Origin of the sequence: Rhodoferax mekongensis, from assembly GCF_032191775.1 — a bacterium.
Classification (GTDB): domain Bacteria; phylum Pseudomonadota; class Gammaproteobacteria; order Burkholderiales; family Burkholderiaceae_C; genus Allorhodoferax; species Allorhodoferax mekongensis.
This window is the reverse complement of the sequence record NZ_CP132507.1, coordinates 3,614,166-3,638,892: the sequence shown is the minus strand read 5'-3', so window position 1 is coordinate 3,638,892 and position 24,727 is coordinate 3,614,166. Positions and strand designations below refer to the sequence as shown.

At 61.7% G+C, this 24,727-nt stretch carries 27 protein-coding genes and 2 tRNA genes; 15 read left to right on the top strand and 14 right to left on the bottom strand.

Annotated elements, in window-relative coordinates; translation table 11 throughout:
- Nucleotides 1–7: 7 nt before the first annotated feature.
- Together RAN89_RS17385 and RAN89_RS17380 are read right to left on the bottom strand one after the other, a co-directional pair.
- Complete coding sequence (locus RAN89_RS17385; protein ID WP_087494839.1) at nt 8–484, bottom strand: MerR family transcriptional regulator; 477 nt, start codon at nt 482–484, stop codon at nt 8–10.
- An 8-nt stretch (nt 485–492) separates the two neighbouring features.
- Nucleotides 493–789, bottom strand: a complete 297-nt coding sequence (locus RAN89_RS17380; protein WP_313867473.1) for an SCP2 sterol-binding domain-containing protein — start codon at nt 787–789, stop codon at nt 493–495.
- Between the two features lie 157 nt (nt 790–946).
- On the opposite strand from RAN89_RS17380, the gene RAN89_RS17375 reads away from it, so the two are divergent.
- From RAN89_RS17375 to greB, 7 genes are all read left to right on the top strand, one after another.
- Nucleotides 947–2,569, top strand: coding sequence for an acyl-CoA carboxylase subunit beta (locus tag RAN89_RS17375; RefSeq protein ID WP_313867472.1), 1,623 nt, complete (start codon nt 947–949; stop codon nt 2,567–2,569).
- A gap of 45 nt (nt 2,570–2,614) precedes the next feature.
- Complete coding sequence (locus RAN89_RS17370) at nt 2,615–3,769, top strand: acyl-CoA dehydrogenase family protein (protein WP_313867471.1); 1,155 nt, start codon at nt 2,615–2,617, stop codon at nt 3,767–3,769.
- 39 nt (nt 3,770–3,808) lie between these two features.
- A complete protein-coding gene (locus tag RAN89_RS17365; RefSeq protein WP_313867470.1) occupies nt 3,809–4,675 on the top strand; it encodes an enoyl-CoA hydratase/isomerase family protein in 867 nt (288 codons plus the stop codon).
- 162 nt (nt 4,676–4,837) lie between these two features.
- The gene (locus tag RAN89_RS17360; RefSeq protein WP_313867469.1) at nt 4,838–6,811 is read left to right on the top strand and encodes an acetyl/propionyl/methylcrotonyl-CoA carboxylase subunit alpha; all 1,974 of its coding nucleotides are present in this window, start codon (nt 4,838–4,840) and stop codon (nt 6,809–6,811) included.
- 8 nt (nt 6,812–6,819) lie between these two features.
- Nucleotides 6,820–7,695 (top strand): beta-keto acid cleavage family enzyme, encoded by an 876-nt coding sequence (locus RAN89_RS17355; RefSeq protein ID WP_313867468.1) that lies wholly within the window; start codon nt 6,820–6,822, stop codon nt 7,693–7,695.
- 98 nt (nt 7,696–7,793) lie between these two features.
- Nucleotides 7,794–7,870 (top strand) — tRNA-Arg (locus RAN89_RS17350).
- A gap of 69 nt (nt 7,871–7,939) precedes the next feature.
- On the top strand, nt 7,940–8,500 hold the full coding sequence (gene greB, locus RAN89_RS17345) for a transcription elongation factor GreB (protein WP_313867467.1): 561 nt from the start codon (nt 7,940–7,942) through the stop codon (nt 8,498–8,500).
- Between the two features lie 23 nt (nt 8,501–8,523).
- On the opposite strand, the gene RAN89_RS17340 is transcribed toward greB, so the two are convergent.
- The 4 genes from RAN89_RS17340 to RAN89_RS17325 form a co-directional block, all read right to left on the bottom strand.
- Entirely contained in the window at nt 8,524–10,794 is a 2,271-nt protein-coding gene (locus tag RAN89_RS17340) for a RelA/SpoT family protein (RefSeq protein ID WP_313867466.1), read from the bottom strand.
- A gap of 87 nt (nt 10,795–10,881) precedes the next feature.
- On the bottom strand, nt 10,882–11,085 hold the full coding sequence (gene rpoZ, locus RAN89_RS17335) for a DNA-directed RNA polymerase subunit omega (RefSeq protein WP_313867465.1): 204 nt from the start codon (nt 11,083–11,085) through the stop codon (nt 10,882–10,884).
- Nucleotides 11,086–11,101: 16 nt separating this feature from the next.
- Nucleotides 11,102–11,722: a guanylate kinase gene (gene gmk, locus RAN89_RS17330; RefSeq protein WP_313867464.1), complete on the bottom strand. Its 621-nt coding sequence runs from the start codon at nt 11,720–11,722 to the stop codon at nt 11,102–11,104.
- 36 nt (nt 11,723–11,758) lie between these two features.
- Nucleotides 11,759–12,676, bottom strand: coding sequence for a YicC/YloC family endoribonuclease (locus tag RAN89_RS17325; protein ID WP_313867463.1), 918 nt, complete (start codon nt 12,674–12,676; stop codon nt 11,759–11,761).
- A gap of 79 nt (nt 12,677–12,755) precedes the next feature.
- Here RAN89_RS17325 and RAN89_RS17320 point away from each other — a divergent pair, with 79 nt between their 5' ends.
- From RAN89_RS17320 to RAN89_RS17295, 6 genes are read left to right on the top strand one after another with little or no spacing between them, the layout of a single operon-like run.
- On the top strand, nt 12,756–13,769 hold the full coding sequence (locus tag RAN89_RS17320; protein WP_313867462.1) for a serine/threonine protein kinase: 1,014 nt from the start codon (nt 12,756–12,758) through the stop codon (nt 13,767–13,769).
- A complete protein-coding gene (locus RAN89_RS17315) occupies nt 13,766–14,677 on the top strand; it encodes a PP2C family protein-serine/threonine phosphatase (protein WP_313867461.1) in 912 nt (303 codons plus the stop codon). The genes RAN89_RS17320 and RAN89_RS17315 overlap by 4 nt, the downstream gene beginning before the upstream one ends.
- A 39-nt stretch (nt 14,678–14,716) precedes the next feature.
- A complete protein-coding gene (rph, locus tag RAN89_RS17310) occupies nt 14,717–15,448 on the top strand; it encodes a ribonuclease PH (protein WP_313867460.1) in 732 nt (243 codons plus the stop codon).
- A 41-nt stretch (nt 15,449–15,489) separates the two neighbouring features.
- Nucleotides 15,490–16,095 (top strand): non-canonical purine NTP pyrophosphatase, encoded by a 606-nt coding sequence (locus tag RAN89_RS17305; RefSeq protein WP_313867459.1) that lies wholly within the window; start codon nt 15,490–15,492, stop codon nt 16,093–16,095.
- Nucleotides 16,096–16,100: 5 nt separating this feature from the next.
- Nucleotides 16,101–17,336, top strand: a complete 1,236-nt coding sequence (gene hemW, locus RAN89_RS17300; protein WP_313867458.1) for a radical SAM family heme chaperone HemW — start codon at nt 16,101–16,103, stop codon at nt 17,334–17,336.
- A 42-nt stretch (nt 17,337–17,378) separates the two neighbouring features.
- Complete coding sequence (locus RAN89_RS17295) at nt 17,379–18,065, top strand: CBS domain-containing protein (RefSeq protein WP_313867457.1); 687 nt, start codon at nt 17,379–17,381, stop codon at nt 18,063–18,065.
- Between the two features lie 15 nt (nt 18,066–18,080).
- On the opposite strand, the gene RAN89_RS17290 is transcribed toward RAN89_RS17295, so the two are convergent.
- The 5 genes from RAN89_RS17290 to ureE all read right to left on the bottom strand — a co-directional run bounded on the left by RAN89_RS17290 (nt 18,081) and on the right by ureE (nt 21,528).
- On the bottom strand, nt 18,081–19,319 hold the full coding sequence (locus RAN89_RS17290) for an MFS transporter (RefSeq protein ID WP_313867456.1): 1,239 nt from the start codon (nt 19,317–19,319) through the stop codon (nt 18,081–18,083).
- Nucleotides 19,320–19,362: 43 nt separating this feature from the next.
- Nucleotides 19,363–19,452: transfer RNA gene (locus RAN89_RS17285), tRNA-Ser, on the bottom strand.
- Between the two features lie 13 nt (nt 19,453–19,465).
- The gene (gene ureG / locus RAN89_RS17280; protein WP_087494823.1) at nt 19,466–20,125 is read right to left on the bottom strand and encodes an urease accessory protein UreG; all 660 of its coding nucleotides are present in this window, start codon (nt 20,123–20,125) and stop codon (nt 19,466–19,468) included.
- A 47-nt stretch (nt 20,126–20,172) separates the two neighbouring features.
- Entirely contained in the window at nt 20,173–20,850 is a 678-nt protein-coding gene (locus RAN89_RS17275) for an urease accessory protein UreF (RefSeq protein ID WP_313867455.1), read from the bottom strand.
- Nucleotides 20,851–20,862: 12 nt separating this feature from the next.
- A complete protein-coding gene (gene ureE / locus RAN89_RS17270; protein WP_313867454.1) occupies nt 20,863–21,528 on the bottom strand; it encodes an urease accessory protein UreE in 666 nt (221 codons plus the stop codon).
- Nucleotides 21,529–21,595: 67 nt separating this feature from the next.
- On the opposite strand from ureE, the gene RAN89_RS17265 reads away from it, so the two are divergent.
- Both RAN89_RS17265 and RAN89_RS17260 read left to right on the top strand, forming a co-directional pair.
- Complete coding sequence (locus RAN89_RS17265; RefSeq protein WP_313867453.1) at nt 21,596–21,820, top strand: AbrB/MazE/SpoVT family DNA-binding domain-containing protein; 225 nt, start codon at nt 21,596–21,598, stop codon at nt 21,818–21,820.
- The gene (locus RAN89_RS17260) at nt 21,817–22,215 is read left to right on the top strand and encodes a type II toxin-antitoxin system death-on-curing family toxin (protein WP_313867452.1); all 399 of its coding nucleotides are present in this window, start codon (nt 21,817–21,819) and stop codon (nt 22,213–22,215) included. The genes RAN89_RS17265 and RAN89_RS17260 overlap by 4 nt, the downstream gene beginning before the upstream one ends.
- Before the next feature lie 3 nt (nt 22,216–22,218).
- On the opposite strand, the gene RAN89_RS17255 is transcribed toward RAN89_RS17260, so the two are convergent.
- Genes RAN89_RS17255 through RAN89_RS17245 form a run of 3 tightly spaced genes read right to left on the bottom strand, consistent with a single transcriptional unit; the run spans nt 22,219 to nt 24,722 of the window.
- A complete protein-coding gene (locus RAN89_RS17255; RefSeq protein WP_313867451.1) occupies nt 22,219–22,677 on the bottom strand; it encodes a GNAT family N-acetyltransferase in 459 nt (152 codons plus the stop codon).
- Nucleotides 22,678–22,695: 18 nt separating this feature from the next.
- The gene (gene ureC / locus RAN89_RS17250; protein WP_313867450.1) at nt 22,696–24,414 is read right to left on the bottom strand and encodes an urease subunit alpha; all 1,719 of its coding nucleotides are present in this window, start codon (nt 24,412–24,414) and stop codon (nt 22,696–22,698) included.
- A gap of 2 nt (nt 24,415–24,416) precedes the next feature.
- Nucleotides 24,417–24,722 carry an urease subunit beta gene (locus RAN89_RS17245; protein ID WP_313867449.1) on the bottom strand — a complete coding sequence of 102 codons (306 nt, stop codon included), beginning with the start codon at nt 24,720–24,722 and terminating at the stop codon, nt 24,417–24,419.
- Nucleotides 24,723–24,727 lie beyond the last annotated feature (5 nt).

Here is a 24,727-nt window from a genome sequence, read left to right as displayed (position 1 = left end):
CGAGTGATCAGGCTTTTGCTTTGGGCTTGCGCTGGCGTTCGATCAGCAGGGCGCGGCAGCTGCCGTTGATGACGCGCAGCTCGGCCAGGGTAGCGTCGATCTGGGCGCGCTTTTTCTCCAGCTCGGTGATCTCGTTGTCGGTGCGGGTGATCACGTACTGCAGCTGCTGCGCGCGGCCTTCGCCGTGGTCGCCATACAAATCCAGATAGGTTTTGATTTCTGAGAGCGGCGAGCCGATGGCCTTGGCCCGCAGGATCAGGGCAAGACGTGCCCGGTCGCGCCGGGTGTAGACGCGGGCGCCGTTCACCCGGCGGGGGGCGAGCAGGCCCTTGTCTTCATAAAAGCGCAGCGCCCGCAGGGTGATGCCGAACTCACGGCACAACTCGGTGATGCCGAAGAGTTCGGTGGTGCCCTCGTCGCGGTGGGAGTCGACAAACGCTTGCGCGTCGGTCAGGGCGTCGGGCACAGGGGCGTTTTTGGCCATGCGCAGGGTCAGATCACGCGTTGCAGGCGCATGGCCACACCCATGTCGCCGCTGACCTTGAGCTTGCCGGCCATGAAGCCGGTAGCGGGCTCCAGGTCGCCGTCCAGCATGGCTTGCAGGTTGTCCAGGGTGATGCCGACGGTGCAGTCGGTATCGGTGTTGGTGTTGCTCACGGTGTTGGGAGTGCTGGCACCGTCGATGACGATGACGCCGTCAGCGCCCATATCGAACTTCAGGGTGGCGTTGAGGCCGCTATCAATGCCCACTTTGGCGCGGATGGCTTGGGTTGCGGATTCGAGGGACATGTTGTGTTCTCCGGTGTCGGGTAAATCGAATGGACCGTGGCGGATGGTAGTGGCCGAGCATAACGTAATGCATAGTGAAAACACCTATACGGCAACTGGTTGACGTTAACGTCACCCTGACCTCTAATGCGTCAAGCAACTCAGAAAGCCCAGACCTATGCCTGCCCTGCGTTCCAAGATCAACCCGCGCTCCGATGCCTTCGCCGCCAATGCCCAGCGCATGCAGGGCCTGCTGGCCGAGGTGCAGCGCTTGCAGGACATGGTGATTGCCGAGTCGGAAAGCAAGCGCGAAAAGTTTGAGAAGCGCGGCCAGCTGCTGCCGCGTGAGCGCGTGGCCCGCCTGCTGGACCGCAACTCGCCGTTCCTGGAGCTGAGCCGCTTGGCCGGCCTCAACATGCATGACGACGACGGCAAAAAGGCAGTGCTGGGCGGCGGCTCCATCATCGGCATCGGCACCGTGGCGGGCAAGCGCTGCCTGATCTCGGTGAACGACAGCGCGGTCAAAGGCGGCACCGTGGCACCCATGGGCCTCAAGAAGGCGCTGCGCGCCCAGGAGGTGGCCCTGCAAAACAAGCTGCCGGTGATTTACCTGGTGGAGAGTGGCGGCGCCAACCTGATGTACCAGTCGGAAATCTTTGTGGAAGGCGGGCGCAGCTTTGCCAACCAGGCACGCATGTCGGCAGCGGGTATTCCGCAAATCTCGGTGGTGCATGGCTCCAGCACGGCGGGCGGTGCGTATCTGCCGGGCTTGTCGGACTACGTGGTGTTGGTGCGCGGGCGCAGCAGCATCTACCTGGCTGGCCCCCCCTTGGTAAAAGCCGCCATCGGCGAGGATTGCACGGACGACGAACTGGGCGGCGCCGAGACGCATGCGCAAGTGACCGGCCTGGGTGAGTACCTGACCGAAGACGACGCCCATGCCATCGCCCTGACCCGCGAGCTGATGGACAAGATCAACTGGGACACTGCACCTCAGGCATCCGTCCAAGGCACCGGCTTTGCAGCACCGCTGTTTGACGAGCAGGAGCTGATGGGCATCGTCCCCGCCGACGAGCGCGAGCCCTATGACGTGCGCGAGGTGATTGCACGGCTGGTGGATGGCTCGGACTTTCTGGAGTTCAAAGCCGGCTACGCCCCCGAGATGATGTGCGGCCACGCCCGCATCGAAGGCCGGCTGGTGGGCATTCTGGGCAATAACGGGCCCATTCAACCCGCGGGCTCTACCAAGGCGGCGCAGTTCATCCAGCTGTGTGACCAGAGCGGCACGCCGCTGCTGTTTTTGCAGAACACCACCGGCTACATGGTGGGCTCGGTGGCCGAGCGCAATGGCGCCATCAAGCACGGCAGCAAGATGATTCAGGCGGTGGCCAACGCACGGGTACCCAAGTTCACCGTGGTGCTGGGCGGCTCGTATGGCGCGGGCAACTATGGCATGTGCGGGCGCGGGTTTGACCCGAACTTCATCTTCAGCTGGCCCACGGCACGTACCGCTGTCATGGGCGGCGCGCAGGCCGCCAAAGTGATGGACATCGTGAACCGCGCCAAGGTGGAGCGCATGGGCATGGAGGCGAATGACGAAGCGCTCAAGGCCATGTCTGACGGGCTGCGCCTGCGGCTGGACAAAGAGAGCGCAGCCCTCTTTGGCACGGCCCGCTTGTGGGATGACGGAATCATCGACCCGCGCGACACCCGCCGCATTCTGGGCCTCTGCCTGGCGCTGGCTGCCGAGGCCGCTGACCGACGGCTGAACCCCAACACGTTTGGTGTGGCCCGCCTTTGAGCGCGGTTGACCGACTCACGCATTACAACGACCCGAGGACACCGCATGAAATTCACCCCCGAGCACACCCAGATTGCCGACACAGTGCGCAAATTTGTAGCCAACGAGATCAACCCCTTCACCGCGGAGTGGGAGAAAGCGGGCATCTTCCCGGCGCGTGCCTTGTTCAAGAAGATGGGCGACCTCGGGCTGCTGGGCATCAAGTACCCCACCGAGTTCGGCGGCATGGGGTTGGACTTCAGCTACTCCATGGTGATGGCCGAGGCGCTGGGCGACTGCAATGTGGGCGGTGTGCCCATGGCTATCGGTGTGCAGACCGACATGTGCACTCCGGCACTGGCCCGCTTCGGCAGCGACGAGCTGCGCAACCAGTACCTGGCGCCGGCAATCGCGGGCGACATGGTCGGGTGCATAGGCGTGAGCGAGGTAACCGGCGGCTCGGATGTGGCAGCCCTCAAAACCACAGCCCGCAAAGACGGCGGTGATTACGTGATCAACGGCTCCAAGATGTGGATCACCAACGGCATGCAAGCCGACTGGTGCTGCCTGCTGGCCAACACCAGTGAAGGCGCGGTGCACAAGAACAAGTCGCTCATCATCGTGCCCATGGACGCGCCGGGCATCACCCGCCAGAAGATCGAGAAGATCGGCATGCACAGCAGCGACACGGCGCAGCTGTTCTTTGACAACGTGCGGGTGCCGCAGCGCAACCTGATCGGCCAGGAGGGCATGGGCTTCATGCTGCAGATGCTGCAGTTCCAGGAGGAGCGGCTCTACGGCGCGGCCAGCAGCCTGCGCTCGTTGGACAACCTGATCAACCTCACCATAGCCTACACCCGCCAGCGCCAGACCTTCGGCCAACCCATTCTCAACAACCAGGTGGTGCATTTCCGCCTGGCCGAGCTGCGCACCGAGGTGGAGTGCCTGCGCGCGCTCACCTACCGTGCGGTGGAGCAATACGTGGGCGGCAAGGACGTGACCAAGCTGGCCTCCATGGCCAAACTCAAGGCGGGCCGCCTGAGCCGCGAGGTGACGGACAGCTGCCTGCAGTACTGGGGCGGCATGGGCTTCACTGCCGACAATCCGATCTCGCAGGCCTACCGCGACAGTCGCCTCATCTCGATTGGCGGCGGGGCCGACGAAATCATGCTGGGCATCATCTGCAAGCTCGAAGGCACCTTGCCCGGCAAAGCCGCCTGAGCTATGCAGGTTTCTGAGTCAAATAGCCCGCTAGACCCCATGGATAGTGCGCAAGCAGCTCCTGAAAAAGGAGCAAATTCGCCTGCGCCAGGCTACGGGCATATCCGCGCAGAGCAGGTGGGGGCGGTGTTGCACATCACCCTGAACCGGCCTGAGGCGCGCAACGCCATGTCCTTGCAAATGGTGGCCGAGCTGCAACAAGCGTTGCAGGCGGCTGAGGCCACTGCAGGGAGTGAAGGCGCTGTGCGCGTGGTGGTGTTGCGCGGCGCAGGCGGGCACTTCTGCGCGGGTGCGGACCTCAAAGACATGGCTGGCGCCCGCATGCGCTCCATGCAGCGCGAGGCTGGCGCCCCCGACCCGATTGCCGAGGTGAACGCCGCCTTCGGCCGCCTGTGTGTGGCCTACGCCCAGACCCCGCTGGCCGTGGTGGCCGTGCTGGAAGGCACGGTCATGGGCGGCGGCTTCGGCCTGGCCTGTGTGGCCGATGTGGCGCTGGCGGAAGACAGTGCCTCGTTCCGTTTGCCCGAGACATCGTTGGGCGTGGTGCCGGCGCAAATCGCCCCGTTTCTGGTCGAGCGCTTGGGCTATTCGCAGGCCAAACGCCTGGCTGTGACCGGCGGGCGCTTGGACGCCGCTGCCGCGCACAGATTGGGCTTGGTGCATGAACTGTGCAGTGCTGACGACTTGCCACAGACACTGAACCGCGTGCTCTCGGACATAGTGGCCTGCGCCCCCGGCGCCTTGGCCGCCACCAAATCCTTGATGCAGCAAGCGCGCTTTAGCCCGGCTGCCGATCTGGTGGAGCAAGCCGCCGCCGTATTCGCCCACTCAGCGCAAAGCGCCGAAGGCTTGGAAGGCATGACCGCATTCCTACAAAAACGCAAACCAACCTGGGCCGTGACATGAATTTATGGTCCACCAACAAAGCCACTCCAAGCCTGTGCGGGGCAACAGCTTTGCTGAGTCTGGGCGGCGGAGCGCTTTGCTCCGTGTCCCCCGCCCGCTGCGCGGGCTCCTCCTTGACCTACGCAAAGCGCTCCGCCGCCCAAACTCTCAGTGAGGTGTTGGATGTTTAGCAAAATCTTGATCGCCAACCGCGGTGAAATCGCCTGCCGCGTCATCCGTACCGCCCGCAAACTCGGCTACCAAACCGTCGCCGTCTATAGCGATGCCGACCGCGACGCACCCCATGTGGCACTGGCCGATGAGGCCGTGCACATCGGCCCTTCACCGGCCGCCGAGTCGTACCTCAAGGTAGATGCCATTCTGGAAGCCGCGCGCAAAACCGGCGCAGATGCTTTGCACCCCGGCTACGGTTTCTTGAGCGAGAACGCTGCATTCGCTAAGGCCTGTGCCGATGAGGGCGTTGTGTTTATCGGCCCGCCACCGGATGCCATCACTGCCATGGGCGACAAGGCCTTGGCCAAGCAGCGCATGTTGCAAGCGGGCGTGCCGTGCGCACCGGGCTATCTGGGTGCGGACCAGAGCGATGCGGTGCTGACTCAGGAGGCGCACAGATTAGGCTACCCATTGCTGGTGAAAGCCGTGGCCGGTGGCGGTGGACGCGGCATGCGCCTCGTGCGCAACGATGCTGAGCTGCAGCCCGGTCTGGACGGTGCCCGCCGGGAAGCCATCAGCGCATTCGGCGATGGCACCCTGATGTTGGAGCGCCTGATAGACAACGGCCGCCACATCGAAATACAGGTGTTTGCGGATGCGCACGGCAATGCGGTCTACCTGGGTGAGCGCGATTGCACGGCCCAGCGACGCCGGCAAAAGGTGATTGAAGAAGCGCCGTCCCCGGTAGTCAGCCCCGCCATGCGCGAGGCCATGGGGCGCGATGCGGTGGCTGCGGCGCTGGCGGTGGGCTACCGTGGTGCGGGCACGGTGGAGTTCATCGTCGATGAGCACCTCAAACACTACTTTCTGGAGATGAACACGCGCCTCCAGGTGGAGCATCCGGTTACCGAATGCATCACCGGTTTCGACCTGGTCGAGTGGCAGCTGCAAGTAGCAGCAGGCGAGCCCTTACCTGCGCGGCAGGAAGATATCCGCCTGAGTGGCCATGCCATCGAGGCACGCCTGTATGTCGAAGACCCGTACACCGGCTTTGCGCCGCAGACCGGCACCGTGGTCTATTGGCAGCCCGAGCGTGCGTTGCAGCCCGGCGTACGTATTGACGATGGCATCCGGCAAGGGAGTGTGGTCTCGCCGTTCTACGACCCGATGGTGGCCAAAGTCATTGTGCACGGGCGTGACCGCAGCGATGCCATTCGCCGACTGCGTGCGGCTTTGGTGAACGCGCCCTTGCTGGGTTTGAAGAACAACGGTCGTTTCCTGAGCGATTTGGTGGATCACCCCGCCTTCCGCGAAGCGCGTATGACCACCACGCTGATCGACCAGTGGCTGGAGCAGGGTGAGCCTCTGCTGCAAGCCCCGGTGCCTTCCATGGCGGCCTGGCAAGTTGCTGCCTTGGCGCTGGCGCAGCAGCAAGGCAGCAGCTGGCGGGCGAACAGTGTGTCGGCTTTCAGCGTGCGCTTGAAGTGCGGTGAAGTGGTGCGCACGGTGCGCATCAGCAGCGATGGTCAAGGCTGGACCACCATCACCATGGATGGGGTGACAGCGCAGGCCCGCGTCATCGCTTGGCAAGGCGCCGTTTTGCGTCTGGAGCTGGATGGTGTGGCGCAGTCCGCCATTGCCGTGTTCGCTGCGGGTGCATGGCATGTGGCGCATGCGGGCTACAGCCATATGTTCAGCGAGGTGTCGGCCTTCCCCGATGCCAATGCTTTAAAAGATGCCAGCCGTGCACTATCGCCAGTGGCCGGCAAGGTCACGCAGGTGCTGGTGGCGCCGGGGGATGCGGTCAGAGAGGGTCAGCAACTCGTCTGCGTGGAGGCCATGAAGATGGAAATGTGGCTCTGTGCCGAACAGGCGGGCCAAGTGCAGGCGGTTCACACCCGTACGGGCGAGCAGGTGGAAGCCGGCGCGGTGCTGGTGGAGCTGAGCCCCGGGGCGGATGTGGCCCCCACTGAAACACACTGAGGAATCCCATGGACAAAGCCATATTGACCTGCGCCTTGACCGGCGTGTTGACCAACCCCAAGCAGCACCCCGTACCTGTCACGCCCGCCCAGATGGCGGCGGAGGCGCGCGATGCATTCAATGCCGGCGCCAGCATCATGCACATCCACATGCGCATGCAAGAAGACGGCCTGGGGCACATGCCCAGTTGGGACCCGGATGTAGCCGAAAGCATTGTGAATGCCATCCGCGAGGCCTGTCCGGGCGTGATCATCAACCTGACCACCGGCGTAGTGGGCAAAGACATCAGCGGACCGCTCAACTGCATACGCCGCGTCAAGCCCGAGATTGCCGCCTGCAACGCGGGCAGTCTGAATTACCTCAAGCTCAAGGAAGACGGCAGCTGGGCGTGGCCGCCCATGGTGTTCGATAACCCGGTGGCCAAGGTGCAGCAGTTTTTGGATGTGATGCAGGAGTGCGGCACCCATCCCGAGTTCGAGTGCTTTGATGTGGGCATCGTCCGGTCGGTGACCATGTATTTGAAGAACGGCATGCTCAAGCCCGACATGGGCCGGGCGGAATACAACCTGGTGATGGGCGTGGCTTCCGGCATGCCCTGCGATGCAGAGTTGCTTTCACTCTTGCCGAAGTACATGGCGTCCGACAGCGTGTGGCAAACCACCTTGATTGGCCGCACTGAGATCTGGCCGGTGCACCAGAAGACTGCCGATTTGGGAGGCATGCTGCGGACCGGTCTCGAAGACACCTTCTATTTGCCCGATGGTGCACGCGCTGCCGGCAATGGTGTGCTCATCGAAGCGCTGGCAGCGTGTGCCCAGCGCGCGGGGAGAGCAATTGCAAATCCTTCAGAGGCGAGAGCTGTTTTGGGTCTGCGGGCAGGGTAGAATACGTCCATCCCGAATGCTGCAGAAAAGGGCGTTTGAAAAGTTTCTCCGGTCTTTCCGGATAGTACGAAAAAAAGCGTGCTAGAATACGAAGCTTAGCGGCTGTAGCTCAGCTGGATAGAGTACTTGGCTACGAACCAAGGGGTCGTGGGTTCGATTCCTGCCAGCCGCACCAAAAAGTAAAGGTCTGCAATCGCAAGGTTGCAGACCTTTTTCTTATTCTGATTCCCCAATGGGCACATCCATGAGCAAGGCTTTTACCAAAGAGTCCGATGGTGCAGACGACGATGAGCTGCAACTGCCTGCACTGCCGGCCGGTGGCAAAAACTACATCACCCCCCAAGGCTTCGCCACGCTACGCGACGAGTTACTCGACCTGATCGACAACGAGCGCCCCAAAATTGTGGACATCGTGCACTGGGCTGCCAGCAATGGCGATCGCTCAGAGAACGGCGATTACCTCTATGGCAAAAAGCGCCTGCGCGAAATCGACCGACGCATCCGTTTCCTGACCAAGCGTCTGGAGATTGCGGAAGTGACCGATCCTTCTCTGCACCACGGCAATGAGCAGATTTTTTTCGGCGCTACGGTGACCTACGTGGACGACCAGGATGTGGAACGCACTATCACCATCAAAGGGATTGACGAGGCCAACAGTGCTGTTGGCGAGGTGAGCTGGATTTCACCCATTGCACGTACGCTGCTCAAGGCCCGCGAAGGCGATGAACTGAAGTTGGTCATGCCCGATCGGATTTGCGATATCGAGGTGCTGCGTGTGCAGTACCCTGCGCCCAAGACGGGCTGAAAGGCTCCAGTCGTTGAAGTGACTTAGCCGGCGCTGTTGCTTGCGCGCTGGGCCCGCAGCACCGAAGGAGTGCGGTGCAGGTTGCGCAATGCGATGGCGATGTGGGCGGTGTCCCGCACACCAATAATCAAGCGCATGTCGGATGCGTCGCGCACTCCGTCCTGCCCCATGTCGATGTGAATGATGTCCGCCTCGGCAGACGCGAGTGCTGCAGCAACTTTAGCCAGCACGCCTTTGCCATTCGTGACAGTCACCACAATGCCGGTCTCGAAGGCACGCACCGGTTCGTCGGACCACTCCACACCGATAAAGCGCTCGCTGTCTTTGTGCTGGAGCTTTTTGGCCACGCCGCAGTCGGCCATGTGCACCACCAGACCTTCACCGCGGCCCAGATAACCGACGATGGCGTCTCCGGGAATGGGGCGGCAACATGGTGCGAACTGCACTGACGCGTTTTCGCTGCCGTCCAAGGTGATGGAGCTCAAAGTATTGGTCTCGTGCGCGGTGAAGCGCTCACGGGTGAGCAGCAGGGCGTCCGGCCGCTCACCGGCTTCGCTCAGCAGGTTCACCATGCGCTTGGCCACGATATTGGCGATGCGCTTGCCCAGACCGATGTCGGTCAGCAGCTCGTGTTTGGTCTTGTTTCCTGTAAAGCGCAGCAGCTTGTCCCACAAGGGGGCGTAGGCCGGGTTGTCTTCAGGGAAGCCCTCAATACCTTCGGCGCGCAAGGCCTGAGCCAGCAATTTGGCACCCAATCCTTCCGACTCGGTTTGGGCCATGGTCTTCAAATGGTGGCGGATTTTGGAGCGCGCACGGCCGGTGCGCACAAAACCCAGCCATGCCGGGTTGGGGGTGGACACAGGTGCGGTGACCACTTCGACCACATCGCCGTTTTTCAGCTCGGTACGCAAGGGGACTTGTTCGCCATTGATGCGGGCAGCAATGGTGCGGTCGCCGATATTGCTGTGAATGGCATAGGCAAAGTCCACCACAGTGGCGCCCCGTGGCAAGGCCATGATCTGGCTCTTGGGCGTAAACACATACACAGCATCGGGGAACAGGTCCACCTTGACGTGGTCCCAGAACTCGGCCGCATCGCGAGTCTCGTCCTGGATATCCAGCAGGGATTGCAGCCATTTGGTGCCCAAGCGATCCGCCGTGCCGTCTTCCGGATTGTTGACCTTGTAGAGCCAATGTGCGGCCACGCCGGACTCGGCTACCACGTGCATGGCTTCGGTTCGCATCTGGAATTCGATGTTGATACCTGCCGGCCCCACCAGCGTGGTGTGCAAGGACTGGTAACCGTTGACCTTGGCAATCGCAATATGGTCCTTGAACTTGCCAGGCACTGGCTTGTAGAGCTGGTGCAGCAGGCCTAGTGCGGTGTAGCAATCCGTGATGTTGGGCACCAAAACCCGAAAGCCATAAATGTCGGTGACCTGGGCGAAGCTGAGATGCTTTTTGTCCATCTTTTGGTAGATGGAATACAGCGTTTTCTCGCGGCCTGCGATGCGAATGGGCATCTTGGCTTCGGCAAAAACTGCTTCGACTTCTTTCTGGACTTTCTGGATCAAGTCGCGCCGACGGCTGCGCGCTTTGGCGACCGCTTTGGAAAGAATCGCATACCGCCAGGGCCGCAGATGCTGGAAGGCGAGATCCTGAAGTTCCCGATAAGTCTGGTTGAGACCCAATCGGTGTGCGATGGGGGCGTAAATATCCAGCGTCTCAGAGGAGATCCTGCTCCATTTGCTGCGGGGCACATCCGACAGGGTCCGCATATTGTGCGAACGGTCGGCGAGCTTGATCAGGATGACCCGCACGTCCCGTGCCATGGCCAGAAGCATCTTGCGGAAAGATTCGGCCTGGTTTTCCTCGCGGGTGTTGAATTGCAGCTTGTCGAGCTTGGTCAGGCCGTCCACCAATTCGGCTACCGGCGACCCGAACTTTTCAATCAGCTCGATCTTGGTGACGCCGCAGTCTTCGAGCGCATCGTGCAGCAGGGCCGCCATCAGGGCCTGGGCGTCGAGTTTCCATTCGGCGCATTGCGCTGCTACCGCAATTGGATGGGTAATGTAGGGTTCACCGTTATTGCGGAGTTGGCCCAGGTGCGCTTCGTCCGCGAACCGGTAGGCCAAGCGCACCTGCTCCACATCACTGCTGCTCAAGTAGTCCAGCTTGGCGGTGAGCCCGGCAAAACTGGCTGCCGCGGCATTGACCGCAGCGACTGGCGAACCGGGCTTGGCCGATTTGCCGGCATTCGAGGTACTTGGTGGTGTTTGGAGAAGGCTGCCCATGGTGTAAATGTAGCGTGGCTGGGAGTCTTGTGTGCCGCAAACGAAAAAAGCACCGCAAGCGGTGCTTTTTGCATAAGCAGGCTGAATTTACAGCGGTACTTTTTTGAGCATTTCCAAGCCGACTTTACCTGCGGCAATTTCGCGCAATGCGGTGACGCCGGGCTTGTTCTTGCTTTCGATTTTGGGGGTGTGGCCTTGGCTCAACATGCGGGCACGGTAAGTGGCAGCCAGAACCAATTGGAAGCGGTTAGGGATCTGCTCGAGGCAGTCTTCAACAGTGATACGGGCCATGGAATTCTCCGGAAAGCTAGAGGATGTTCAGCGCTCGGAATGTTTCAGCTCGCGCGCGGCGCTGGGCTGAAATCTTGAGTCGCTGAGAGTGGACAATGGCTTTCAGATCGAAAAGCGCACGGTCAAACAACTCATTGATTATAACGAAGTCGAACTTTCCGACCTGGGCGACTTCCAATTGCGCGTTTTTCATGCGCATGTCGATGATCTCAGAGCTGTCCTCCCCACGGCGTTCCAGGCGCGAACGCAATTCTTCCCAACTCGGAGGCAGGATGAAGATGCAGACAGCGTTGGCAAACACGTTTTTGATTTGCACGGCGCCCTGGAAGTCGATTTCCAGGATCACATCAGCGCCCATGGCCATGCGGTCTTCAATGGCTTTTTTGGAGGTGCCGTAGCGGTTCGCATGCACATGCGCCCATTCCACAAAGGCATCCGCTTCCACCATGGCATCGAATTCCTGCTGGGAGACGAAGAAGTATTCGCGACCATGCTTTTCTTGGCCACGGGGCGGGCGCGTGGTGTGCGAGACAGAAGGTTGCAGGCGCGAGTCGAGCTCCAACAAGGCCTTGCACAAGCTGGACTTACCGGCCCCGCTGGGGGCTGCGACGACAAAGAGATTTCCGGGGTAGTCCATTGACTGAGGCTCCGTGATGCGGTGTCTAAAGTCGCCTTATTCTATGTTCTGGACCTGTTCACGCATCTGTTCAATCAAAACCTTCATGTCCACGGAGATGTGCGTCAGCTCCAGCGCGGCGGATTTGGAGCCCAAGGTGTTGGCTTCCCGGTGCAGTTCCTGAATCAGGAAGTCCAGCCGCTTGCCGATTTCCCCGCCTTTCTTGATCAGTCGCTCTAGCTCATCCAGGTGGGAGTTCAGTCGGGTGATTTCCTCCGCCACATCAATGCGTATCGCGAAGGCCGTGGCCTCTGTCAGGGCGCGGTCCTGGGCAGCTTCCGGCAGCGTGGCGCCTTCGGTCAGGGCCATGGCCTCTTTCCAGCGCTCCATGAAGCGCAGGCGTTGCTGTTCCACCAGCTTGGGCACCAAGGGCCCGGCCTGCTCGGCCAAGGTGCGCAACTGGGCGATGTGGCCCAGCAGCATGGTGGCCAGGCGGGCCCCTTCGCGCTGGCGTGCGCTCAGCAGCTCTTTCAATACTTTTTCCGCCAAGGGCATCACGTCGGCACTCCAGTCTCGGCTGGTGCCTTGCTCGGCGGCGGCCAGGCGGATCACGTCGGCCACGCTCAAGGGGTTGGCCGTGGGTAGCCAGGCCCGGATGCTGTCCTGGGTCGCGTTGAGCTTTTGCAGCAGTTTGGGGGTGGGGTCGGGGATGTTGGTCGCGCTAGTGGTCTCCACCGAGGCGCGCACTTCCACCTTGCCGCGCTTGAGTTTGCTTCCCAATAGCTCGCGCAACACGGGTTCAAACTGGCGCAGGTCTTCGGGGAGACGGAAGGTGAGGTCGAGAAAACGGCTGTTGACCGAACGCACCTCCAGGCCGAGCTGGGTGACGGGTTGGGTCCGGGATTCGCCTTCAGGGGCGGTGGTGGCTGTGCTGTGCTGTGCACTGGCATAGCCGGTCATGCTGTAAACTGGCATCAAGGGCTTTCGCGGCGATGGAAACGGCCCCGAGAATAACCCGTTTCAAACAAAAATCACGAGCACTCCCACTGCACCTATGTCCAAGGTCAAGCCAGCGCCACTCCCCCCCGATACCATGATAGGCGGCTACCGCATCATCCGCAAAGTGGCGGCAGGCGGTTTTGGGCTGGTCTATCTGGCTCTGGATTCCGAGGGGCAGCAAGTGGCGGTCAAGGAATACCTGCCCTCCTCTCTGGCTACCCGTGCCCCCGGCGAACTGCTACCCCAGGTGCAGTCCGAAAAGCTGTCGCTGTACCGCCTGGGCCTGAAAAGCTTTTTTGAAGAAGGTCGCTCGCTCGCGCAGATCTCTCATCCTTCCGTGGTGAGTGTGTTGAATTTTTTTCGCGAGAATGAAACCGTTTACATGGTCATGAACTACCTGGAAGGTGCCGCCCTTCAGGACTTCATCGTGACTGCGCGTGACCAGAAAAAGAGCAAGGTGTTCCGCGAGTCCACCATCCGTTCTCTGTTTGATGAAATCCTGCGCGGATTGCGCATCGTGCACCAGCACAAGATGCTGCACCTGGACATCAAGCCTGCCAATATTTTCATTACCGACGACAACCGCTCCGTGTTGATCGACTTCGGCGCCGCACGCGAAGTGCTGAGCAAAGAAGGCAACTTCATCCGCCCGATGTACACCCCGGGCTTTGCAGCCCCTGAGATGTACCGGCGCGACGCTTCCATGGGGCCGTGGACAGACATTTACGCCATTGGCGCCTGTATTTATGCCTGCATGCAGGGCTATCCGCCCAATGAAGCGCCCCAGCGCCTGGAGAAAGACCGTATCACCACCTCATTGGCGCGGCTGCGTGGTGTGTATTCCGACAATTTGATCGAGGTGGTCGAATGGTGCATGTCGCTGGACCCATTGTCGCGTCCGCAGTCTGTGTTTGCCTTGCAAAAGGAGTTGTCGCGCGAGGGTGAACGCCGCTACACCAAGCTCACCGTGACCGAGAAGGTGCGCATGCAATTTGACTCCATGGTGTCGGAAACCAAAAAAACCGTGATGGGCGGGGCCACCGCTCCCGTGGCAGGTAAGCCGAAATGAAGTTTTCCGTCTTTCAGATCAGCCGCAAAGGGGGACGCGAGAAAAACGAAGACCGCATGGGCTACTGCTACACCAAGTCGTCCGGCCTGTTTTTGTTGGCGGATGGCATGGGCGGGCACCCGGAGGGCGAAGTCGCGTCCCAGATGGCCTTGCAGGTAATCTCGGCGCTGTACCAGAAAGAAGCGCACCCCGAGCTGATGGATGTGCGCGAGTTTTTCAACAAAGCCATTCTGGCTGCCCACCGCCAAATCCTCCGGTATGCGGCTGAGCGCAACTTGCCGGACACGCCTCGCACAACATTAGTGGCAGCGGTGCTGCAAGGGGGCGCCGCGCATTGGGTGCACTGCGGTGATTCGCGTTTGTACTTTGTGCGCCAGGGCGAGCTGCTTGCCCGCACGCGGGACCATTCCTACTCTGAACAGCGCGAGATGGAGCGTCCCAACGGCGCACCGGCAGGCTTTAACCGTAACGTGTTGTTCACCTGCCTGGGTTCACCGACCCGCCCGGTGTTTGATGTGACCGGACCGGTGCCCTTGCACCAGGGCGACCGCATCATGCTGTGCTCAGACGGCCTGTGGGGGCCTTTGCAGGACAGCGATATCGTCTATCACCTGTCCCAGAAGCCGGTGGGTGAGTCTGCCCCTGATCTGGTGGAGCAGGCCATGCTCAAGGGCGGGCCCCATTGCGATAACGTGACCGTGATCGCGATGGAGTGGGAGACACCGGACAGCTTCGAGTCCACCAAGGGCACGATCTCGACCGACAGCATCAGCGAAGGCGTGTTTGCCTCCACAGTCCAAGCCGCGTGGGCGGACTCGGAGGTGGATGACTTGGACGACGCGGCCATTGAGCGTTCGATCGCCGAGATCAACGAAGCCATTCGCCGCTCGGCTGCCCGCAAGCTTTGACCGTTTTTCCGGCCTGCCCGGATCTATGAGGAAGACCCCATGACAGCATTTGTCCGCCAAGGCGCTCGCGCCGCCGATGCACTGCGCCCGGTGCGCATCACCCGCCACTACACCATGCACGCTGAGGGCTCGGTGTTGATTGAGTTCGGCAACACCAAGGTGCTGTGCACCGCGTCGGTCGAAGAAAAAGTACCGCCGCACAAGCGGGGGAGTGGCGAAGGTTGGGTCACTGCCGAATACGGCATGCTGCCCCGTGCCACCCACAGCCGCAGCGACCGCGAGGCTGCCCGCGGCAAGCAAACCGGCCGCACCCAAGAGATTCAGCGGCTGATCGGCCGCTCGCTGCGCGCAGTGTTTGACCTGAAAAAACTGGGCGAGCGCACCATTCAGCTCGATTGCGATGTGATCCAAGCCGACGGCGGCACCCGCACCGCAGCCATCACCGGCGCCTTCGTGGCTGCGCAAGACGCAGTCAATGGCTTGCTGGCCGCTGGCAAGATCACCGAGACGCCTATTACCTCGGCGGTGGCGGCCATCAGCGTGGGCATTGTGGAAGGCACACCCTTGCTGGACCTGGAGTACACCGAAGACTCCGCATGCGACACCGACATGAATGTGGTGATGACCGGTGCCGGCCACTTTGTGGAAGTGCAGGGCACGGCCGAAGGCGTGGCCTTTACCCGCGCCGAGATGGACCAACTGCTGACGCTGGCTGAAAAAGGCGTGGGTGAACTCATGCTGTTGCAGCAGCAGGCACTATCAAAACAATAGCTGCTCGCGTATATTCCGCGGGCGCCAGAGGGCTATTTCATATGAAGATTGTTCTTGCATCCAATAACCAAGGCAAGCTCGCCGAGCTCAATGCCATGTTCGCCCCGTTGGGCTGCGAGCTGGTGCGCCAGGGCGACCTCGGCGTGCCCGAGTCGCCCGAGCCGTTTCGTACTTTTATTGAAAACGCGCTGGCCAAGGCGCGCAACGCCGCCCAGCACACCGGCTTTCCCGCGCTGGCAGATGACGCCGGCTTGTGTGTGGACGCCTTTGGCGGATTGCCGGGTGTGGACACAGCCTACTACGCCACCCAGTTCGGTTATTCCAAAGGGGATGACAACAACGTCACAGCCCTGCTGGAGCAAATGAAGGACGTGACCAACCGCCGCGCAGCGCTGGTGAGCACCTTGGTGGCGGTGCGAAGTGTGGACGACCCCGAGCCGCTGATTGCAGTAGGCCGTGTGGTAGGGCTGATTGCGCCTGAGCCGGTGGGCAGCAACGGCTTCGGCTTTGACCCGGTGATGTGGATCCCCGAGTTCGGCCAGACCTTTGCCCAGCTGCCCGTGGAAGTCAAAAACGCCCACAGCCACCGTGGCCGCGCGGCTGCTGCGATGGCTGCATTGATCCGATCCAACTGGCTCGGAGCCTGAGGCGCATGATTCCCATCAAGCCCGTTGCCGAGGGCGCTGCCGCGGTGCAGCGCGATATTCAGCACTACATGCGCCCCGGCAGCCTGCAGTTCAGTGCGCTACCGCCTTTGTCTTTGTATGTCCATCTGCCGTGGTGCATCAAGAAGTGTCCTTACTGCGATTTCAATTCGCATGAACAGGCCAAAGATGGCCTTCAAGAGAAGCGCTATATCGACGCTGTCATCGCCGACCTGGAGGCCGCTTTGCCCCTGATCTGGGGGCGCAACATCCACAGCATCTTTATTGGTGGCGGCACGCCCAGCCTGTTTTCGCCGGAGTCCATCGACCGATTGTTGGGCGACATCCGTGCCCGGCTGCGGCTGGAGGCGGACTGCGAGATCACCATGGAGGCCAACCCCGGCACCTTTGAGAAAGACCGTTTCAAGGCTTTCCGTGGCGCGGGCGTGACGCGGCTGTCCATCGGGGTGCAAAGCTTTAACGATACCCACCTGAAAGCCTTGGGCCGGGTGCATGACCGTGCGCAGGCGCTGGCGGCAGTGGAAGAAGCGGCTGCCTCGTTCGACACCTTCAATCTCGACATCATGTACGCCCTGCCGGGGCAGACGCAGGCGCAACTCGATGTTGACCTCGCCACCGCGCTGCAGTTCCAGCCGCCGCACATCTCGATCTACCACCTCACCATCGAGCCCAACACCTACTTCGCCAAGTTCCCGCCGCAAATTCCGGAAGACGACACGGCCTATGCCATGCTGGACCGCATTACCGAGGTCACCGCTGCGGCCGGGATGGACCGGTACGAGGTGTCGGCCTATGCACGCCAAGGACACCGCTGTTTTCACAACGTCAACTACTGGCAGTTTGGCGACTACTTGGGGCTAGGCGCCGGCGCGCACAGCAAGCTCAGCTTTGCACACCGGGTGGTGCGGCAGGTGCGCTTTCGTGACCCGGCCCGCTACATGGAGCAGGCGCTGGCCGGCCACGCAGTGGCGAAAGACGACGAGGTGGCCCGCGCCGATTTGCCGTTTGAGTACATGCTCAATGCCTTGCGCTTGCGCAATGGTTTCGGGCTGCGCGACTTTACCGAGCGCACCGGGCTGGCCATTACCGCCATCCAAAAGGGGCTGGAGGAGGCCGAGCGCAAAGGCCTGATTGAGCGGGACTTTGCCCGCGTGCGTCCGACGGTCAAAGGCTTCGACTTTTTGAGTGACTTGCAGGAAATTTTCCTGTCCAATCCGGACTGAACGGGCTGCGCCGCGGCCCGCCCGGCCATGCAGGGAGACGCCATGTTTTCGGTTTACGGTACAGCAGGGCAGATATTCCGGGGCTCGCTCGAAGAGTTGGGTAAGGTAGCCGGCATACGCCGCGCTGCACGCACCCGCCGCATCGAAGCGCTGGGGCTGAATGCCCAGGACCATAGTCCTCTGCGCTTTGCCGATGTGCTGAACGCTTCTGCCCATGAAGCGCCTGCCACCGACATCGCGCATCGGACGGCACTGGCGGCCTATGGCGAGGTTAGCAAACCTGCACAGATCCGCCAGCCCTTGACCCGGGTGGCCGACATCATGAGCCACGAGGTGGTGACGGTCCCAGACACCTCCACCATCGAGCAAACCTGGGCGCTGCTCAACCAGCATGGCATTGCGCAGGCCCCCGTGGTGTCTGCAGAGGGTGTTTTGGTAGGGTTGCTCACCCGTGCGGAGTTGACCCGCGCCGAGCACTTGCCCCGGGCCGATGCCCATGCGCTGGTATGGCGCACCTTCTTGGCCCAAAGCGTGCAGGAAGTGATGTGGACCCCGGTGCCCAGCGTGGCCGCTGATACCGACATACGCCGGCTTGCGCGCGTGCTGTTGGATACCGGATTGCCCGGTTTGCCGGTGGTGGACGAGGCGGGTGCGGTGCAGGGCTTCGTGTCCCGCTCCGACATTCTGCGGGCAGTGGTGGCCGACCCGCCACTGGACCTGTGGACTTGAGCGCGCTGTTGGCGCTTACCGACTGCCTTGGGGCTCCATGTGGTCGCGGTGGGCCAAAGCCGGGAAAAGCTTGAACCACAAGCCAGCCACCAGCATGGTGCCTATGCCGCCGACCACTACCGAGCCCACCGGGCCCCACATCGCCGCCGTGGCGCCCGATTCGAATTCACCCAATTGATTCGAGGCACCGATGAAGATGGAGTTGACAGCGGCCACGCGCCCGCGCATCTCGTCGGGTGTTTCCAGCTGAACCAAGGTATTGCGGGTGACCACGCTGATGCAGTCCGCCGCACCGGTCACGGTGAGGGCGAACATCGATAACCAGAACGATTCGGACAGGCCGAACAGCACGGTGGCCAACCCGAACACCGCCACGGCGCTCAGCAAGCGCTTTCCCACATGCCGGCGCAAGGGCCAGCGGGTGATCACCAGTGACATGGTGAGCGCGCCCACTGCGGGCGCAGCGCGCAAAAAGCCCAGACCCGTAGGCCCGGTGTGCAGGATGTCGCGCGCATAAATCGGCAGCAAGGCGGTCGCGCCACCCAGCAACACCGCAAACAAGTCCAGCGAACTGGCGCCCAGCAGCAGTTTGCGTTCCCACACAAAGCGCACGCCGGCAAACAGGGTAGACCAACTGGCGGCCAAGTTGGAAGGTTTGTGCTTGTAATGCACCGCCAGAATCAGGCCGGTGGCCAGCACCATCAGCGTTGTGCAGCAGATGTACACGTTGGTGGGCCCTAGTGCGTAGAGCAGCCCGCCCAGCGCCGGCCCGCTGATGACCGCGATTTCCATGCCGGTGGAGCTGAGTGCTACCGCGCGCCCGAGCAAGTTAGTCGGGACCAGCAGCGCCACCAGGGCTTGCTGGGCCGGCATCTGGAAGGCGCGGGCCAAGCCGAGCACGACGGAGATAAGCAGGATGAGTTCACGGGACGCGAAGTTCCCCAAAGTGGCGCTCAGCAGCGTGAGCGCCACGCCAGCCTGCAAGGCCATGCAGGCCGCAAAGATACGGCCTCGGTGCAGGCGGTCGGCCACATGCCCGGCGGGCAAGGTCATCACAAGTGCCGGCACAAACTGAAACAGCCCCACGAGCCCGAGGTCCCAGGCGCTGGAGGTCAGGTCGTACATATGCCACGCGACTGCCACCATGAGCATCTGGTTGCCCATGATGCCGGCAATGCGGGCGAACCAATAGCGAACGAAGGCCTGCTGCTTGAACAGCGCCGAGAGTGGGGGGAGGGATGCGTCGGTGGTCATGAAGCGGCGTTGTGACGCCTGAGCACTGCGCCAAAGGGGTGTTTGGCGGAAGCTGTGAGATTCGAACTCACGGAGGGGATAAACCCTCGCCGGTTTTCAAGACCGGTGCCTTAAACCGCTCGGCCAAGCTTCCTGAGCTTCGTATTCTAGCCGGCCTTGAGCATGCCTTTGGTTTCGATGAACGCAATCACCTCCTTCAGGCCGGTCAGGTCTTTGAGGTTGGTCATCGCAAAAGGCTTCATGCCCTTGGGGGTGTTGCGCATGCGCTCGGTGTCAGCGCGCATCACGTCGAGGTTGGCGCCCACGTGGGGGGCGAGGTCGGTTTTGTTGATGACGAACAGGTCGCTCTTGGTGATGCCGGGGCCGCCTTTGCGGGGGATTTTTTCTCCGGCAGCCACATCGATCACGTAGATGGTCAGGTCACTCAGCTCGGGGCTGAAGGTGGCGGCCAGATTGTCGCCACCGCTCTCCACAAACACGATGTCAGCGTTGGGAAAGTCCACCAGCATGCGGTCAATGGCCTCAAGGTTGATGGAGCAGTCTTCGCGGATGGCAGTGTGCGGGCAGCCGCCGGTTTCCACACCCATGATGCGCTCGGCGGGGAGGGCGCCGCTCACGGTCAGCAAGCGCTGGTCTTCCTTGGTGTAAATGTCGTTGGTGATGGCGACCAGGTCGTACTGGTCGCGCATGGCCTTGCACAGCATTTCCAGCAGGGTGGTTTTGCCGGAGCCGACGGGGCCGCCTATGCCCACGCGCAGGGGCGGCAGGGTCTTGGTACGGTTGGCGATGTGGTGAAGTGCGGACATGGTGTTTGCTATCAAAAAGTGAGCTTCTTACGCATATTCAACGGGCGCTAGGAGCGGAAAAGCCTTGAATACTGCACCTCATGCTGGCTGCTCAGGATGGCCAGCATGGGGCTGAAGGCTTGGCGGGTGTCGTCGCTCACGCTCAGGGCGTAATCGACAGCGAAAGGAATCTCGGCGGTCAGCGCGGACAGGATGCGCTGCCCGGCACTCTGGCCCAGCGGCACGGCTTTGATGGCGGCCTGCATCATGTTCTCGGCCCAGCCGAAGGCAAAGGCCAGCAGGCATTCGCGCACTGGGGCCTGTGTAGCGCTTGCGGCCAGCGCGAATGCGATGGGGTAGGTGGGTTCCTGCGCGGCGAGCAGGGCGATTTGTGCGGGCGTGGCCGTGGTGTGGTTCTTCAGCCATTCCAGCAGGCTCTTGCCCATTTGCTCGGTTTGCGCCCGCAGCTCTGCGCTCTCGCGGGTCTGCAGCACCCAGGCATTCAGCTCGGCAATGCGGGGCTGGTCGTCTGCGCGCCAGGCGGAAATGGCTTGGGCCACCGCTGGCAGCTCCGAGCGGGCCAGCGTCATGTGCAGTTGGTCGACCAGCCACACGGATGCTTCGCTTTCTGTAGCGGCTCGCGCAGTATCCACGGCCGCCTCCAGGCATTCGGAGTATGAAAAGCCGCCAATCGGCAAGGCCGGGGAGGCCAGCCACATGAGCTGCATCAGGCTGCTGTCGAGCATGGTGTTGCTTGTTTATTGGTCGCCGTGGTGGTGGCCATGGTCGTGACCATGGTTGCAGTCCGGGCCATGCACATGCGGTTTGGCTTGCACTGCCACCGGAATGCCACGCAAAGTCGCTGCCTGCTGGGGTGCGTGATCATGGCTGTGGCCGGCGTGGGAATGCCCGTGGTCATGGCCATGGTCGTGGTGATCGTGTCCGTGGTGATGGCCGCCGTGGTGTCCACCGGTGGCGTAGGCACCGTTCTCGGGCTCAAACGCCTCGTCCACCGCATTCACGATCAGGTGCATGGCGCGCAGCATGTCGGCCAGCACGTGGTCAGGCTCAATCTTCAGGTGGTCGGGCTGCAACTCGATGGGTACATGGCGATTGCCAAGGTGGTAGGCCGCACGGATCAGGTCGAAGGGTGTGCCGTGATTGCGGCAGTGGGTGATCTTCAGCACCGCTTGCGGTGCGGCTTTGGCGACGATGAGCGAGCCGTCTTCGGCCACCAGCACGTCGCCACCGCGCACGACGGTGCCACGGGGCAGAAACACGCCGATCTGGCGGCCTTGGCTGTCGGTGGCATCAAAACGGCTTTTCTGGCGCACGTCCCAATCCAGCTCGACGGTGACGGCGCGCTTGACGAGGACCGGTGCCAGGCCTTGGCCTTGGGGAATGCATTTGGAGACTTGGAGCATGAGACAGCTTGAAGGGTGAATGAGTGACTGTTAATATAACAAACGTTATAACTCGAAGGGGCCTTGCATGTCCGCAGTCAAACTCACACAAATTGGAAACTCAGTGGGCGTTATCTTGCCCAAAGAAGTGTTGGCACGGCTGAAGGTGGAGAAGGGTGACACCCTTTTCATGAGCGAGGCTGCCAACGGCGTGACGCTATCCACGTACGACCCTGAGTTTGAGGCACAGATGACGGAAGCCCGGCGCATCATGAAAAAGCGGCGCGCTGTTTTGCATGAGCTGGCCAAATGAGTGCGCCTGGTCGCACTTGGCGCTGGATTGCCAGCGAGGTCCTGTACGCCGTCCATGAGGAGCAATTGGCCGAGCATGGCGGCTTGGCCGGACTGCGTGACGCGAACGCCTTGGAATCGGCGGTCGCCCGTCCCGTGCAGTTGTCTCACTATGGCACGCCTGACATCGCCGAGTTGGCCGCAGCCTATGGTTTTGGCATTGCGCGCAACCATCCGTTTAGCGATGGCAACAAACGCACGGCCTTTGTCGCCGTCGAGTTGTTTTTGGCCTTGAATGGGTACGAATTGATGGCGGACGACTCGGACTGCATCTTGACCATGCTCAGAGTTGCAGCCGGTGACATGGAAGAGGCTGTTTTTGCGAATTGGATTCGTACGCATATAGAAGCGGGTTAGCCCTTAGACGAGGGCCTTTGTCATGAACCGGCTCCAGGGGTCTATCTGGTACTCGGCAAACGGGCCGCACTCTACAAAGCCTTCGCTTTCATAGAGTCTGTGGGCCGGGAAGAACGGGGCGTTGGTGCCGGTTTCCAAGCTGATGTGCTGCACACCTTTTGCGCGTGCCGCGGTTTCCATGTGCCGCAGCAGGGCGCGCGCAACCCCTTTCCGTTCATGGCCCGCGGCGGTGCGCATGGACTTGAGCTCTGCGTGGGTGGCGCTGTGCGTTTTGAGCGCGCCGCAGCCCAGCAGCACTTCACCCTCCCACGCCGTCCAAAAGGTGATGGACGGGTGACGCAAGGCATCCAGATCGAGGGCATGCACGCTCTCCGGTGGCGAGTGCTGGTGCATCGAATCCAGGTGCACTTGCAGAAGGGCTGCAATGGCCGCCCCCTGAAGGTCATCGATGCGAATGTCCATGGGTTGCGTGATGCGGCTTCAGAACAAAAAGTAGCGCTGTGCCATGGGTAGCTTGACTGCCGGCTCACACGTCAGCAGTTGGCCGTCGGCGCGCACAGTGTAGGTTTGCGCGTCGATTTCCATGGTGGGCAAGTAGCTGTTGTGCACCATATGCTGTTTGCGTATGCCACGGATGTTTTTCACCGCTGACACGTTTTTGGCCAGGCCGAAGCGTTCCTTGATGCCTGCGTTCAAGCCCGATTGGGACACAAAGGTCAGCGAGCCCCGGTGCAGCGCGCCACCAAAGCTGCCGAACATCGGGCGGTAGTGCACCGGCTGCGGGGTGGGGATGGACGCATTCGGGTCGCCCATGGCGGCGTGGGCGATGAAGCCGCCCTTCAATATCAGCGCGGGTTTGACGCCGAAGAAAGCGGGTTTGTAGATTACCAGGTCGGCCCACTTGCCGACTTCGATGCTGCCGACTTCATGGCTGATGCCGTGCGCGATCGCAGGGTTGATGGTGTACTTGGCGACGTAACGCTTGGCGCGGAAATTGTCGTTGCGGCTGCTGTCTTCGGGCAAGCTGCCACGCTGCGACTTCATCTTGTCGGCCGTCTGCCAAGTGCGGATGATGACTTCGCCCACGCGGCCCATGGCCTGGCTGTCGCTGCTCATCATGGAGATCGCGCCCATGTCGTGCAGGATGTCTTCCGCCGCAATGGTTTCCTTGCGGATGCGGCTCTCGGCAAAGGCCAGGTCTTCCGCAATGCCCGCGTCCAGGTGGTGGCAGACCATCAGCATGTCCACATGCTCGTCCAGTGTGTTCTGGGTGTAAGGCATGGTGGGGTTGGTAGAGCTGGGCAGAAAGTTCGCCTGGCCCACGACCTTCAAGATGTCCGGCGCATGTCCGCCGCCCGCGCCTTCAGTGTGGAAGGCGCACAGGCCACGGCCCTTGGTCGCTTCAATGGTGTTCTCCACAAAGCCGGATTCGTTGAGCGTGTCCGAGTGCAGGGCTACCTGAATCTCGGTTTCGTCAGCCACATCCAGACAGTTGCTGATGGCAGCGGGCGTGCTGCCCCAGTCTTCATGCAGCTTGAGGCCGATCACCCCGGCGTTGATCTGCTCATGCAGTGCGCCGGGCAGGCTGGCATTGCCCTTACCAAAATAGCCCAGGTTCATGGGGAAGGCATCGGCCGCTTGCAGCATGCGCTCAATATTCCAGGGGCCTGGCGTGCAAGTGGTGGCAAAGGTGCCGGTGGCAGGGCCCGTGCCGCCACCCATCATGGTGGTCACGCCGCTGGAGAGTGCTTCTTCAATCTGCTGCGGGCAGATGAAGTGAATATGGCAGTCAATGCCGCCCGCGGTGACGATGTTGCCCTCGCAGCTGATGATTTCGGTGCCCGGCCCGATGATGATGTCCACACCCGGCTGGGTGTCAGGGTTGCCGGCTTTGCCAATGGCCACAATGCGCCCGCCCTTGAGGCCGATGTCGGCCTTGACGATGCCCCAGTGGTCCAGGATGAGGGCGTTGGTCAGCACGCAGTCCACTGCACCTTCCGCTCTGGTTCGCTGGCTTTGCGCCATGCCGTCGCGGATGGTTTTGCCGCCGCCGAACTTCACCTCTTCGCCATAGCTGCCAGCGGCCAGGGTGTAGTCTTTTTCGACCTCAATGATCAGGCCGGTATCTGCCAGGCGCACGCGGTCGCCAGTGGTGGGGCCAAAGATTTCCGCGTAGGCGCGGCGTCCAATCGTTGCCATGTTCAAAGACTCCCTTGGGTCAGGCCGCGAAAGCCGTAAATCATTCTGTCGCCGGCAAACTCCACCAGCTCCACGGTACGTTGCTGCCCGGGCTCAAAGCGCACGGCCGAGCCGGAGGCGATGTTCAGGCGCATGCCTTGCGCCACCGCACGGTCAAAGCCGAGCGCGCCATTGGTCTCTGCAAAGTGGTAGTGGGAACCGACCTGGATAGGCCGGTCCGACTGGTTCTGCACCACCACCGTCACGGTGCGGCGGCCCGTGTTGAGTAGATGTTCGCCGTCGTCAAGAATGAGTTCGCCGGGGATCATGGGGC